Genomic DNA, 12,985 nt, shown 5'->3' with positions numbered 1-12,985 from the left:
GTAATATGGACGTTTGGCAAAAAGAACTCGTTACCGCATTGCTGCTGTTTTTAGCGGTGTCGATAGTGGGTGGAATGACCGGGCTTTTTATGCCCTTGGCGCTGTTGCTGACGCTGGGCATTTTAATGCGCCAGCTATTCCAGATTAACCGGTTTGAAAAATGGATACGAACAGGGGGCAGAGCCAAATATCCCAAGACGACCGGCATTTGGGAAGAGATTTATTATCATGTCTACCGCATCAAAAAGAACGAGAAAAAACGCAAAAAGAAACTGGGAAAAATGGTCGACCAGTTTCGTCAGTCTACCGAAGCGTTACCGGATGCAGCCGTCGTTTTGGGCGCCAACGACGAGATTGAGTGGGCGAATAAAGCGGCCAGAGAAGTGTTCGGCTTGCAACAATCGGATAAAGGTCAACGTATTCCCAATCTTATTCGATTCCCTGAATTTATCCGCTACCTTAAATCCGGAAATTATAACGAGGCTGTGATATTACCCTCTCCGGTTAACCATCGCATAACCCTGGCGGTGCGGATTATCACTTATGGCGCAGGCCTGCGTCTGCTATTGGCTCAGGACGTTACGCAGCTGAAAAAAATGGAAAGGATGCGCAAGGATTTTGTGGCGAATGTGTCGCATGAACTCAGAACGCCTTTGACAGTATTAAAAGGTTATCTGGAAACCTTGCAGGACATGGATGACGGCGAATCGCCCTTATTGACCACCTCGTTTCAGCAGATGCAGGGACAGACTGAGCGTATGCAGCATCTAGTCGACGATTTGCTATTGCTGACGCGCCTGGAAACCCAACAGAAGAAAACCGAGTGCGTTAATATCCCCGTTTTATTAATCCAGATTTGTAAGGAAGCAGAGACCTTGAACGGCAGCGATCCTGCCCGGATCAAATTAAGCCTGGAAACAGATGCGCATATCGTTGGTGAAGAGCAGGAATTGCGTAGTGCCTTTACCAATCTGCTGGGCAATGCACTTAAGTATTCGCCGGATGATTCCGTAGTAAAAGTGCGCTGGTATCGGTCCAACGGCAGCATCGTGCTGGATGTTGAGGATCAAGGCGAAGGTATTGCAGCGACCGATATTCCCCGCGTGACCGAACGATTTTACCGGTCTGAAGTTAAGCGTGTTAAAAAAGTGGGCGGTACCGGGCTGGGCTTGGCTATCGTCAAGCATGTGCTGATGCGGCATGATGCCAAGTTAAATATAGTCAGTGAATTGGGCAAGGGCAGTTGTTTCAGTTGTCATTTTCCGGCTAAGCGGGCTTGTAATTAAATCATAGATGACTTTTTGCAGGGTCCCTGCGCCTATCGTGCTCAGGATTTGACCTGAGACTTTTGGCGGCTTATTTTTCTGAAAAATTCTGGATTCGCATAATACCTAAGTAAGTTAACCTACTGAATATAAAATATTTTTTATATTTATTATCTTGACTTGAGCGGCCTGATGTTTTACTTTTGAACATGCTTAAAATATCTTGGGCAACGGTATGACCGCTATACCAATGGGTAAGATACGACATCTGTTTAACCTCCAATCGGAGACTGAAAAATGGATAATGAGACTGACACTAAGATATACAAAATTTTATCGCTTGATGGCGGCGGATCATGGGCGTTGATTCAAGCTATTGCTTTGGCCGATATTTACGGCTTGGATACCAAAGGCCGGGACATTCTAAAGCACTTTGACTTGGCTATCGCCAACTCCGGCGGAAGCATTGTTCTGGCAGGCTTAATAATGGATATGTCGCCGCGAAAAATATTTGACCGGTTTAATGATGAATCCATGCGCAACGATATTTTTGTTGATAAATGGATCAATGTGCTTGATTTTCGCAAATACAGTACTAAAGCCAAATTGGCAGGGCTGACAAAAGCTTTTGAAGGCTACCCGATTGATTGCAAAATTTCGGACATTGCTGGCGAGTTTAAAATCAGCACGGAAATTGTAATTTGCGCGTTCAATTATGATCGGGAGCGGGCTACATTTTTCCGCTCTAATGCCAAGTCCTTGACAGCCTCCCTTGGCGGTTCAGGCCTCAAGAACTTAACCCTCCTCCAAGCCATACACGCATCATCCACTGCACCTGTTAAGTATTTCGACGATCCGGCATTAATTCATGATAACAAACCTGAGGCCGACAAAGTCCGTTTTTGGGATGGGGCTGTCGGCGGCTACAACAACCCGGTAATGGCTGGCTTAGTGGAGGTATTGGCGAAGAATCCAAAGCCTAAAAATATTCGAGCGCTGAGCATCGGCACCGGCAATGTTTTTTTACCGCTAGGAACTGAAGGAAACAACAGTTTCGGCTTATATAAGATGCCCGAAAAACCATGTTTGATAAACGATATTAACCTGCTCGCAGGCGCCATTATCAGTGATCCGCCGGATGCCGCTTCTTTTACGGCGCATGTGGTGCTGGGAGGAAGCTTGCCCTTAACCGCTGACCCGGTTACAGACGGTCCGGTAGTTCGCATGAATCCCTTGGTACAGCCAATCAAGGCTGCTGCCGGAGCTCCGTTTCCATGGGATCTTCCTGGATTTAGTGTTAATGAGTTTATACGTCTCAGCGAATTAGGCTTGGATGCCGTTGATCAATACGACGTGAATTTGATCAAAAAACTGACGCATCATTGGCTGGCTGGCGTTGCCAACAATCAACCCGTACGCATGAATGGTAAAACTCTGGCGTGTGAGATAGGCCACAACAAGTATTCCAAGGCTGTAGCACAGTGGCGAAGTTACGATACAAGCGCACCTCCTCATAGCGACAATAATCGGCAAAAAATTACCGATATACTTTGATTAATCAGAGGCAATGGATTGTCCTCCTGAGGAATGAGGATTTACGGCGGGCGGTAAAGTCACCAAATTGATGCAGTAGCGCGTACCCATCTACATCGCTTGAATAATAAAGAAGACCACTTTTATACGTCTTGTTATTTCTCTTGCCAGACTAACTTGCTTGAAAACAGTCGGGCTATCCCCCATGTTAGCACTAACTTAAAAACTCTTATATGAGGCGAATATTATGCGGATGGACAAATTAACCAGCATGTTTCAAACGGCATTGGCGGATGCACAGAGTATGGCCTTGGGCAAAGACCATCAATTCATCGAGCCGACCCATGTGCTGTTGGCCTTGCTGGATCAGCAGGGCGGCAGCATCAGGCCGATGCTGGCCCAGATGGGCATCAACACGCAGTTGCTGCGCACCGAGCTGATTAGGGAGCTGGATCGCCTGGCAACGGTTAGCGGTTCCGGCGGCGACGTGCAGATTTCCAATGAATTATCGCGCTTGCTGAATTTAACCGACAAACTGGCGCAAAAGCGCAATGACAAATTCATCTCCAGCGAACTGTTCTTGTTGGCGGCTTTTGAAGAAAAAGGGCTGCTTCAGGACTTGCTTAAAAAAGCCGGGATCACTAAACAAGCGGTGGAAAAAGCCATCGATACGATGCGCGGCGGTCAGGCGGTGGATGATCCCAATGCCGAAGATCAGCGCCAGGCCTTGAAAAAATACACCATCAACCTGACCGAGCGAGCCGAACAAGGCAAACTGGACCCTGTGATCGGACGGGATGACGAGATACGCCGGACGATTCAGGTTTTACAGCGGCGCACCAAAAACAACCCGGTGTTGATCGGCGAGCCGGGGGTCGGCAAGACTGCGATTGTTGAAGGCTTGGCGCAGCGCATCGTCAACGGCGAAGTGCCGGAAGGCATCAAGGGCAAACAGGTGTTGGCGCTGGATATGGCGGCGCTGATTGCCGGAGCCAAGTTTCGCGGCGAATTCGAAGAGCGTCTGAAAGCGGTTTTAAACGATCTTGCCAAACAGGAAGGGCAGGTGATTTTGTTTATCGACGAGCTGCACACCATGGTCGGCGCGGGCAAGGCCGAAGGCGCAATGGATGCGGGCAATATGCTGAAACCGGCTCTGGCGCGCGGCGAACTACATTGCGTGGGCGCAACGACGCTGGATGAATACCGCAAATATGTCGAAAAAGATGCGGCCCTGGAACGCCGTTTTCAAAAGGTATTGGTTGACGAGCCGTCCGTTGAAGATACGGTGGCGATTTTGCGCGGCCTGAAAGAAAAATACGAGGTGCATCATGGCGTTGATATTACCGACCCGGCCATCATTGCGGCGGCCAATCTGTCCTATCGCTACATCTCCGACCGGCAGTTGCCGGATAAGGCCATCGACCTGATTGATGAAGCGGCCAGCCGTATCCGCATGGAAATCGATTCCAAACCGGAGGAAATGGACAAGCTGTACCGGCGTTTGATTCAGTTAAAAATCGAGCAGGTCGCGCTTAAAAAGGAAGCCGATGCCGCGTCTAAAAAACGTCTGGAAATCCTGGAAGAGGAAATCGACGATCTGGAAAAAGAATATTCCGATCTGGAAGAAATCTGGAAGGCGGAAAAAGCCTCGTTACAGGGTTCGGCATCGATTAAAGAAAAACTGGAGCAGGCCAGAACCGAACTGGACGCCGCCAGCCGCGCCGGTGATCTGGCGAAGATGTCCGAGTTGCAATACGGTATTATTCCCGCGCTGGAAAAGCAATTGCATTCAGACGTGCCGGCTGAAGCACAGAAAATGACCTTATTGCGCAACAAAGTCACCGAAGAAGAAATCGCCGAAGTGGTGTCGAAATGGACCGGTATTCCTGTATCTAAAATGATGGAAGGCGAACGCGACAAACTGTTGCGCATGGAAGAGCAGCTCAGCAAGCGGGTGGTCGGTCAGGAAGAGGCGCTGAAAGCGGTCAGTAATGCGATCCGCCGTTCCAGAGCCGGGTTATCCGATCCTAATCGTCCGAATGGTTCATTCCTGTTTTTGGGGCCGACCGGCGTCGGTAAAACCGAGCTGTGCAAGGCGCTGGCCGAGTTTATGTTCGATACGCCCGATGCGATGGTGCGCATCGATATGTCCGAGTTTATGGAAAAGCATTCGGTGGCGCGGCTGATCGGTGCGCCTCCGGGCTACGTCGGTTATGAAGAAGGCGGTTATCTAACAGAGTTGGTAAGGCGTAAGCCGTATTCGGTCATATTGATGGATGAAATTGAGAAAGCCCATCCCGATGTGTTCAATATCCTGTTGCAGGTGCTGGACGATGGCCGCTTGACCGACGGGCAGGGCAGAACGGTTGATTTCAGGAATACCATCATCGTAATGACCTCCAACCTGGGTTCGGATATTATTCAATCGCTGTCGGGCGAGGCGCTTTATTCGGTGATGAAAACGGCAGTGATGGACCAAGTCAGCACTAAGTTTCGCCCCGAATTCATCAACCGGATTGATGAAGCAGTGGTGTTTCATTCCTTGGGTCGCGGGCAAATCCGCGCTATTTCCGGAATTCAAATCGAATACTTGCGTAAACGTTTGCAGGATCGCGAAATCGGCTTTGAAATTTCAGAACAAGCGCTGGATTTGTTAGGCGAGGCGGGATTCGATCCTGTTTACGGCGCAAGGCCGATGAAACGGGCTATTCAGCAACAGCTTGAAAACCCGCTGGCTCAGCAGATACTGGCAGGCGACTTCGTTGCCGGGGACACCATAAAAGTCGATGTTGACCATGAAACGTTGCGGTTTTCGAAGGGTTGAGGCGTAGGTTAGATAACTCAATTCATTCTAAGCCGGACGGGGCATGTTGCCCCGTCCGAAACGTTTTGAGTTAATTAACGGTAACCATTTCGCTTAGACACTGCGAAAACGTTAGGAGCGGGGTTGCAAACCCCGCCCCGCTCGGGAATTTAAACCGGTTTAAATGATTTTTAAGACAATGAAAACCCTTTGCCCTGAAATAAAAAACCTACCGTAGCGCTAAAATGTCAGGCAACGAACTGTTTGCCAGACCAACTATTTTGTGCGATAGATGCGTTTAAAATTAACCCTATCTTTAAATATCTTTCTAAGCAACAAGCTTCCAGCGACGAAACAACCTACTCCAACAACCCAAGATAAGAATGACAAACTTTCAGGGACAGCCCCCGATGTTTTGACCCCCAAAACCGCGCTTACTATCGCCACAAAAAGGATTGCGAAGGTGGGCGCGCCATACTCAACTTCTGCTTGGCAACCACGGCAAACTGATGCACCCCGTGGAACTGTTCCTCGGCAGTGAGGACAGGCTAAATCACTCATATTTTTCTCTCCTTTGCTGTTTTCACTAAATAGAACCATAAACCGTCAGTAGTGATCTTAAGGAAGCCCTCATGATGCCCAACGTATTTTAGGTGGATGAAAAATAAAGCATCAGGCGGTCTGAGTCAAGATAAAAAGCATGAAAACACTTTATATTCAGTAAGTTAATGCTTACGCGCGTATTCTCCCAAGCCGGACGGGGCATGTTGCCCCGTCCGAAACGTTTTGCGTTGATTAAGTGTAACCACTTTGCTTAGGTATTGCGGAAACGTTAGGAGCGGGGTTACAAACCCCGCCCCGCTTAGCTGCAAATTTATAGTCAGGCAAGGTGGGCAAAACACCTACACCAACATCAACCCCTGCAATATCTTAATCTCATCCCTGATCTTAGCCGCCTGCTCGAATTCGAGATTTTTCGCATGCTGGTACATCTCGTCTTCCAGTTGTTTCAGTTTCTTGCCCGCCTGCTTGGGCGTCATGGTCGCCTTATAGTCGGCCGGAAATTCCGCCACTTTGCTCAACAGCTTATTGGCGCTGGTCATGCCTGCACCGGGTATCGATACCTGTAGAATATCGGTTACCGATTTAAAAATGGTCTTCGGTTCGATATGATGCTCGATATTAAACTGGTGCTGCTTCTCACGGCGACGGTCGGTTTCATCGATCGCCTGCTGCATTGATTTTGTGATTTTATCGCCGTACAAAATCGCTTTGCCGTTGACGTTTCTCGCCGCACGGCCGATGGTTTGCACCAGCGACACGACTGAACGCAGGAAGCCTTCCTTGTCGGCATCCAGTATCGCAACCAAGGACACTTCCGGTATATCCAGGCCTTCGCGCAACAGGTTGATGCCGACCAGTACATCGAACTGCCCCAGCCGTAAATCGCGGATGATCTCGACGCGTTCCACGGTGTCGATATCGGAATGCAGATATCGCACCCGCACTCCGTGCTCCATCAAATATTCGGTCAAGTCTTCCGACATCCGTTTGGTTAACGTAGTCACCAGCACCCGCTCTTTTACGACAACGCGTTTGTTGATTTCCGATAACAAATCATCAATTTGCGTGGTTGCCGGGCGCACTTCGACGACCGGATCGAGCAAGCCGGTCGGCCTGACCACCTGTTCGGCAAACACGCCTGAATGCTCCCGTTCGTAGGGCCCCGGCGTTGCCGACACATAAATCCGTTGCGGCGCTTTCAACTCAAACTCATCGAACATCAACGGGCGGTTATCCAGCGCGGAAGGCAACCTGAAGCCGTATTCGACCAGCGTTTCCTTGCGCGACCGGTCGCCCTTGTACATAGCGCCGATCTGCGGCACGGCGACGTGGCTTTCGTCGATAATCACCAGCGCATTGTCGCGCAAGTAATCGAACATCGTCGGCGGCGATTCGCCGGCGCTTCTGCCGGACAGGTAGCGGGAATAGTTTTCGATGCCGGAGCAATAGCCGACTTCCAGAATCATCTCAATATCGAACAGCGTCCGCTGTTCCAGCCGTTGCGCTTCAACCAGTTTATCCAATGAGCGCAATTGTTCCAGGCGCTCTTTGAGTTCCACCTTGATTGCTTCAACCGCCTCCAACAACTGTTCTCGCGGCGTCACATAATGGCTTTTCGGATAAATCGTATAACGCGCCAGTCGCCGGATGATCTCGCCGGTCAGCGGATCGAATAACGACAAGCGTTCCACTTCGTCATCGAACAACTCTATCCTTAATGCCTCGCTGTCCGACTCGGCCGGGAACACATCGATCACCTCGCCGCGCACCCGGTAGGTCGCACGGCGCAGGTCGATGTCGTTGCGGGTATATTGCATTTCCGCCAGCCGCCGCAGGATGTCGCGCTGGTTAATCATGTCGCCTTTGACCAAATGCAATACCATTTTGAAGTACGATTCCGGCTCGCCCAAACCGTAAATCGCCGAAACCGTGGCGACGACTATGGTATCGTCCCGTTCGATTAACGCCTTGGTCGCCGATAAGCGCATCTGTTCGATATGCTCGTTGATCGCCGCATCTTTATCGATGAAGGTATCGGAGGCCGGAACGTAAGCTTCGGGCTGGTAATAGTCGTAATACGAAACAAAATACTCGACGCTATTTTCCGGAAAAAACTCCTTCATCTCGCCGTAGAGTTGCGCGGCCAGGGTTTTATTAGGCGCCATAATCATCGCCGGGCGCTGCACCTGATTTATTACATTGGCGATGGTGAAGGTTTTGCCGGAACCGGTCACGCCCAGCAAGGTCTGATGCACTTCACCGTCACTCAAGCCCTCGACCAATGCTTGTATCGCGGTAGGCTGATCACCTGCTGGCTGAAAACGGCTGTGGAGTTTAAACTTCTTTTTCACTTGGATTTCTCAATGAACATAACTACTTTAATTGTTCCCATGCCGGAGCGTCACTGGCTGTATTACCGCAGCGAGGCGTGAAACCGAGGTAATTCACAAAAAATGGGTTAAAAAAACTTAAAAGATTATCACCACGAAGATACGAAGGACACGAAGAAATAAAACTTCGTGTCCTTCGTATCTTCGTGGTGAATAAAAAACTTTTAACGCCGGATTGTTAGTAAGCCATTATACATAGGGTATAATCCGCTTCACCTTTGACATTGATTTTACACGGGGAAACATGAGCATCAAACTTTCTAACAGAGTCCAGGCAGTTAAACCATCACCGACTTTGGCGATTACCGCCAGAGCTGCTCAAATGCGTGCTGCGGGCAAAGACATTATCGGCCTTGGCGCCGGTGAGCCGGATTTTGACACCCCGGATCATATCAAGGCTGCGGCGGTTAAGGCTATTGAAAATGGTCACACCAAGTACACCGCAGTTGACGGCATACCCAGCTTAAAAAAAGCCATTATCGCAAAATACAAGAACGATAACGGCCTTGACTACCAAGCTAACCAGGTTTTGGTTTCCTGTGGCGGCAAGCAAAGCTCGTTTAACCTGACTCAAGCCCTGCTTAACGCGGGTGATGAAGTTATCATTCCCGCGCCATTCTGGGTTTCCTATCCTGACATGGTGTTATTGGCCGACGGCGTGCCGGTTATTATCGAAACCACGCAGGCGCAAAACTTTAAAATATCGCCGGAACAATTGCGCTCCGCCATCACCGATAAAACCCGGTTAATCTTTATCAACAGCCCGTCCAACCCGTCCGGTGTCGCATATAACCTGGAAGAGCTTAAAGCCTTGGGCGACGTGCTCAAGGATTTCCCGAATGTCATCATCGCCACCGATGATATGTACGAGCACATACTTTGGAACAAAGGCACGTTTGTTAATATTTTAAATGCGCATCCTGAGTTTTATGACCGCACGGTAGTTATGAACGGCGTATCCAAAGCCTATTCGATGACCGGCTGGCGTATCGGTTATGCCGCAGGTCCTGCGGATTTGATCGAGGCGATGACTACCATCCAGTCACAAAGCACCTCCAACCCGACGTCAATTTCGCAACATGCCGCCGAAGCCGCGTTAACCGGCGACCAAAGCTTTATTGACGATATGTGCGTTGAATTTAAAAAGCGCCATGATTATGTCGTTGCCGAACTGAACAGCATTGACGGCGTTGAATGCCTTGAAACCGACGGCACCTTTTATGTGTTCCCTAACGTGGAAAAGCTGATTGCCAGACTGGATAACATCAATGACGATCTTGATTTTTCCGAATATTTGATCGAGGAAGCGGGTGTTGCGTTGGTTCCGGGTTCCGCATTCGGCACGCCGGGGCATATCAGAATTTCGATAGCCACCAGTATGGCGAATCTGCAAAACGCTATGGAGCGGATTAAGAAAGCGATTTAATTTTTTGTTGGGTGGGGCAGCTTTTTTCTCCACCTTTTATAACTACGCTATTTCATCTCTCACAAATAAAGGTTAATATATAAATTAACTGCAGGATGATCTTGTTTATGCAAAATTACAAAGGAAGTAAATTTCACATTATCCATTGTGAAGGCGCTGTGGAAAGTTTTAATCATGCAATAGCTAAGCATCCCAAAAACAGGCGCATTCAATATAAGGCTCAAATGACGGCAATCATAAAGAGGCTAGGCGATGGTGGCAGGATGTCTAATGAGAATTTTCCCCAGGAAGGGGAGTTACCAGATAAATCCCACTTTAGAGCATTAAAAAAAATACCCATAAGGGCGTATATTTGGTTGTCTAAAAATATATCAAATACCTATTACATAAGTCATTACATCTATAAAGATTTCGATAAATTGAAAAAGTCAGATATTGACAAGGTATGCAATAACTGGAGAAAAATAGAGGAATAATATGATGAACAACGAAGAAAGGGTCTATGCGCGTGAAAGCCTTATCATGAACGTTACTGAAGATATTCTTGTCGCAATGGAAGATGAAAATATCTCTAAGGTAAGATTGGCAAGATTGCTAAATAAATCAAAATCGTTTGTTACCCAGATGCTTGGAGGTTCTAGGAATATGACGCTTAGATCATTGTCAGACATTGCATTTGCGCTGGATGTGGAAGTGTCTATTAAATTTACGCCCAAGAAAAAAGCTGTCGATTATGGCACTGATTCTTGTCAGTGGGAAAACTCAACTGTGGTTTTGCTTCCTTCGTGTTATCAAATTGTGAGTAAAGCCGAGCCTATTGCAGAAGATTATCCAGATTGGCAAAAAGCAGAAGCGGCATGAATAAGGAGTTAGTTCAACAAGCACACAAAGGGTTAGTCATACAGGATATATTTCTTCATTCTGGGGAAATAAAAACTAAAGATGATTTTTGTCCTTTAGCAGAAGTAACGCCGATTGAAATTCAATTCAAACATTTCATTAAAGATTCAAGAACAATCTCTAGAGAAAGTGTTGACCATGAACACATGAATTTAATTGTTTTTCGCTATGTAGCAGGCTTTAGAGCCTTACCGAAAGGATTGCCTGATGACGAAAAAGAAAGCAGCACTGTCGTTGAAGTAATTGCAACATTTTCTGCTTGTTATGCAATGGTTGAAGAATTGCCTGATGAAGCAATTACTGAGTTTGCAAATTACAATGTGGGTTTTAACGTATGGCCTTATTGGCGAGAATATGCGTCATCAACAGCAAAACGTTTAGGCTTACCGTCATTTGCAATTCCTTTGTATCGCTTGCCTTTATAACGGGTAACGTAGAAACGATATAACCTTAACTCACTAATTTTTCGTTTTTACAGTCTTGTTGGGCATGCTGTTTATGTCCAACATTTCCATGCTTCAATATGGCTGCGTATTTCGTATTTGACTGTCGCAGTGTTCCATTACAACCTTAGCGGCGTCTAACATGGCATTGGTTTTATCGATGTGTTGCTGAGCGGCAATATCCTGCTCGCTAGTGGCATCCAAACGGTTGAAATCCACTCTACCTTCAGGTAGCGATGCCGGATTTTCTGGAGCAATGCTTATTTTTACTGTTTTCATGGTGATTCATTCCACATTGATTAGCCTTGCTCATTTGAGAGCGCGCAATTTGCGCGTAACGTTTTTTTCATTTTCTACATTAACAATACTTACGGCGCTATCGCTTTCAACATATTCAAAATTGACTTTTTTTGGCGGAAAGTTTGGCTGTTATGCTTGGCTTCTTCCAAGGATTTCTCTTGGCTTTATATAAGTCCAATGCATTTTGAATGTCATCACCCTTATCAAAATCCTTGTCAAATTCATTAGCTTTCATATAAGGCTACCTCTTCTTTTCGTGATCTGCGGACAGATATAATTCTAATGCACGTTCTTCGGTGGACTCATGACAAAGGCCATGAGTCGCTTAGGCTCTTACCAAGTCCCCGTATTCTCCATAGCCAGCCATTTCTCCGAAGGTAGCAGCGGCGCATCTTTTTGTAAAAGCTCGATAGAAATCTGATCCGGTGAACGTATAAACGCCATATTTCCGTCACGCGGCGGGCGATTAATGACTACCCCGGCATCCATCAATTTCTGGCAGGTTTCATAAATATTATCGACTTCAAAAGCCAGATGGCCGAAGTTGCGACCGCCCTGGTAATCTTCGGTATCCCAGTTATAAGTCAGCTCCAGCAACGGTGCATGCATTTTGTCAGCCTGATAGGTATCCTCCGGCGCATACAGATAGACCAGCGTATAACGGCCTTCTTCGCTGTCTATTCTGTTGTGTTCGATCAGGCCCAGTTTGTTGCAATAAAAATCGAGCGATTCATTCAGGTCATGAACCCGAACCATGGTATGTAAATAACGCATAGTGTTTCTCCTTATGAATACTTGGTTTTAATTTCGGCATGACGGTAACAATCGATGGTGTGATCGTTGACCATGCCGGTCGCTTGCATGTAAGCATAACAAATGGTGCTGCCGACAAACTTGAAGCCGCGCTTTTTAAGATCCTTGCTCATCAACTCGGAGGTTGGCGTGGAAGCCGGAATATCGGCGTGGCTTTTCCAGGCATTGTGCAGCGGTTTACCCTCGACAAATTGCCAGATATAGTCATCAAAACCGCCAAAAGCCTGCTGAAATTTCAAAAAAGCCTGGGCATTGATGACCGCCGCATTGACCTTCAGTTTATTTCTTACTATATCCGGATTAGCCAACAGTGCATTGATTTTTTTATCATCGTAACCTGCAATCCTGTCAGCATCAAAATTATCGAAAGCTAAGCGGTAGCCGTCGCGTTTGTTCAAAATAGTTGACCAGCTTAAACCTGCCTGTGCGCCTTCAAGAATAAGAAACTCAAACAGCAGCCGGTCATCATGCACCGGCACACCCCATTCAAGATCGTGATATTGTTCTTCAGAGGGGCTGGACAGCGCCCATGTGCATTTTTTCATTGG

General features: G+C 47.6%; 13 protein-coding genes. 7 read left to right on the top strand and 6 right to left on the bottom strand.

Going from position 1 to position 12,985, the window contains the following annotated elements:
* Window positions 1-5: 5 nt before the first annotated feature.
* The 3 genes from phoR (at window position 6) to clpB (ending at window position 5,622) form a co-directional block, all read left to right on the top strand.
* The gene (phoR, locus tag Q8L79_RS19045; RefSeq protein ID WP_305274276.1) at window positions 6-1,286 is read left to right on the top strand and encodes a phosphate regulon sensor histidine kinase PhoR; all 1,281 of its coding nucleotides are present in this window, start codon (window positions 6-8) and stop codon (window positions 1,284-1,286) included.
* A 276-nt stretch (window positions 1,287-1,562) separates the two neighbouring features.
* Window positions 1,563-2,819 (top strand): patatin-like phospholipase family protein, encoded by a 1,257-nt coding sequence (locus tag Q8L79_RS19040; protein ID WP_305274275.1) that lies wholly within the window; start codon window positions 1,563-1,565, stop codon window positions 2,817-2,819.
* Window positions 2,820-3,045: 226 nt separating this feature from the next.
* Complete coding sequence (clpB, locus tag Q8L79_RS19035) at window positions 3,046-5,622, top strand: ATP-dependent chaperone ClpB (RefSeq protein WP_305274274.1); 2,577 nt, start codon at window positions 3,046-3,048, stop codon at window positions 5,620-5,622.
* Between the two features lie 255 nt (window positions 5,623-5,877).
* On the opposite strand, the gene Q8L79_RS19030 is transcribed toward clpB, so the two are convergent.
* Together Q8L79_RS19030 and uvrB are read right to left on the bottom strand one after the other, a co-directional pair.
* Window positions 5,878-6,162 carry a hypothetical protein gene (locus Q8L79_RS19030; protein WP_305274273.1) on the bottom strand — a complete coding sequence of 95 codons (285 nt, stop codon included), beginning with the start codon at window positions 6,160-6,162 and terminating at the stop codon, window positions 5,878-5,880.
* Between the two features lie 341 nt (window positions 6,163-6,503).
* Entirely contained in the window at window positions 6,504-8,516 is a 2,013-nt protein-coding gene (gene uvrB, locus Q8L79_RS19025; protein ID WP_305274272.1) for an excinuclease ABC subunit UvrB, read from the bottom strand.
* Window positions 8,517-8,799: 283 nt separating this feature from the next.
* On the opposite strand from uvrB, the gene Q8L79_RS19020 reads away from it, so the two are divergent.
* The 4 genes from Q8L79_RS19020 (at window position 8,800) to Q8L79_RS19005 (ending at window position 11,306) form a co-directional block, all read left to right on the top strand.
* Complete coding sequence (locus Q8L79_RS19020; protein WP_305274271.1) at window positions 8,800-9,981, top strand: pyridoxal phosphate-dependent aminotransferase; 1,182 nt, start codon at window positions 8,800-8,802, stop codon at window positions 9,979-9,981.
* Window positions 9,982-10,088: 107 nt separating this feature from the next.
* On the top strand, window positions 10,089-10,457 hold the full coding sequence (locus tag Q8L79_RS19015; protein ID WP_305274270.1) for a hypothetical protein: 369 nt from the start codon (window positions 10,089-10,091) through the stop codon (window positions 10,455-10,457).
* 4 nt (window positions 10,458-10,461) lie between these two features.
* A complete protein-coding gene (locus Q8L79_RS19010) occupies window positions 10,462-10,842 on the top strand; it encodes a helix-turn-helix domain-containing protein (protein WP_305274269.1) in 381 nt (126 codons plus the stop codon).
* Complete coding sequence (locus tag Q8L79_RS19005; protein WP_305274268.1) at window positions 10,839-11,306, top strand: hypothetical protein; 468 nt, start codon at window positions 10,839-10,841, stop codon at window positions 11,304-11,306. Before Q8L79_RS19010 ends, Q8L79_RS19005 begins: the two co-directional genes overlap by 4 nt.
* 93 nt (window positions 11,307-11,399) lie before the next feature.
* On the opposite strand, the gene Q8L79_RS19000 is transcribed toward Q8L79_RS19005, so the two are convergent.
* The 4 genes from Q8L79_RS19000 to Q8L79_RS18985 form a co-directional block, all read right to left on the bottom strand.
* On the bottom strand, window positions 11,400-11,603 hold the full coding sequence (locus tag Q8L79_RS19000) for a hypothetical protein (RefSeq protein ID WP_305274267.1): 204 nt from the start codon (window positions 11,601-11,603) through the stop codon (window positions 11,400-11,402).
* Window positions 11,604-11,718: 115 nt separating this feature from the next.
* Entirely contained in the window at window positions 11,719-11,859 is a 141-nt protein-coding gene (locus Q8L79_RS18995) for a hypothetical protein (RefSeq protein WP_305274266.1), read from the bottom strand.
* A 98-nt stretch (window positions 11,860-11,957) separates the two neighbouring features.
* Window positions 11,958-12,398 carry a VOC family protein gene (locus Q8L79_RS18990; protein WP_305274265.1) on the bottom strand — a complete coding sequence of 147 codons (441 nt, stop codon included), beginning with the start codon at window positions 12,396-12,398 and terminating at the stop codon, window positions 11,958-11,960.
* Between the two features lie 11 nt (window positions 12,399-12,409).
* A complete protein-coding gene (locus Q8L79_RS18985) occupies window positions 12,410-12,982 on the bottom strand; it encodes a DNA-3-methyladenine glycosylase I (protein ID WP_305274264.1) in 573 nt (190 codons plus the stop codon).
* Window positions 12,983-12,985: the final 3 nt, after the last annotated feature.

Origin of the sequence: Methylobacter sp. (assembly GCF_030680395.1) — a bacterium.
Taxonomy (GTDB): domain Bacteria; phylum Pseudomonadota; class Gammaproteobacteria; order Methylococcales; family Methylomonadaceae; genus Methylobacter_A.
Note: the sequence above shows the minus strand (reverse complement) of the source record. Positions and strands in the feature narration are given on the sequence as shown.

What these genes read in the sequence shown, in the direction of transcription:
- Q8L79_RS18985 (WP_305274264.1), bottom strand. Translation starts at nt 12,982, where the DNA reads ATGAAAAAATGCACATGGGCGCTGTCCAGCCCCTCTGAAGAACAATAT.
- Q8L79_RS18990 (WP_305274265.1), bottom strand. Translation starts at nt 12,398, where the DNA reads ATGCGTTATTTACATACCATGGTTCGGGTTCATGACCTGAATGAATCG.
- Q8L79_RS19005 (WP_305274268.1), top strand. Translation starts at nt 10,839, where the DNA reads ATGAATAAGGAGTTAGTTCAACAAGCACACAAAGGGTTAGTCATACAG.
- Q8L79_RS19040 (WP_305274275.1), top strand. Translation starts at nt 1,563, where the DNA reads ATGGATAATGAGACTGACACTAAGATATACAAAATTTTATCGCTTGAT.
- phoR (WP_305274276.1), top strand. Translation starts at nt 6, where the DNA reads ATGGACGTTTGGCAAAAAGAACTCGTTACCGCATTGCTGCTGTTTTTA.
- Q8L79_RS18995 (WP_305274266.1), bottom strand. Translation starts at nt 11,859, where the DNA reads ATGAAAGCTAATGAATTTGACAAGGATTTTGATAAGGGTGATGACATT.
- clpB (WP_305274274.1), top strand. Translation starts at nt 3,046, where the DNA reads ATGCGGATGGACAAATTAACCAGCATGTTTCAAACGGCATTGGCGGAT.
- Q8L79_RS19000 (WP_305274267.1), bottom strand. Translation starts at nt 11,603, where the DNA reads ATGAAAACAGTAAAAATAAGCATTGCTCCAGAAAATCCGGCATCGCTA.
- Q8L79_RS19020 (WP_305274271.1), top strand. Translation starts at nt 8,800, where the DNA reads ATGAGCATCAAACTTTCTAACAGAGTCCAGGCAGTTAAACCATCACCG.
- Q8L79_RS19010 (WP_305274269.1), top strand. Translation starts at nt 10,462, where the DNA reads ATGAACAACGAAGAAAGGGTCTATGCGCGTGAAAGCCTTATCATGAAC.
- Q8L79_RS19015 (WP_305274270.1), top strand. Translation starts at nt 10,089, where the DNA reads ATGCAAAATTACAAAGGAAGTAAATTTCACATTATCCATTGTGAAGGC.
- Q8L79_RS19030 (WP_305274273.1), bottom strand. Translation starts at nt 6,162, where the DNA reads ATGAGTGATTTAGCCTGTCCTCACTGCCGAGGAACAGTTCCACGGGGT.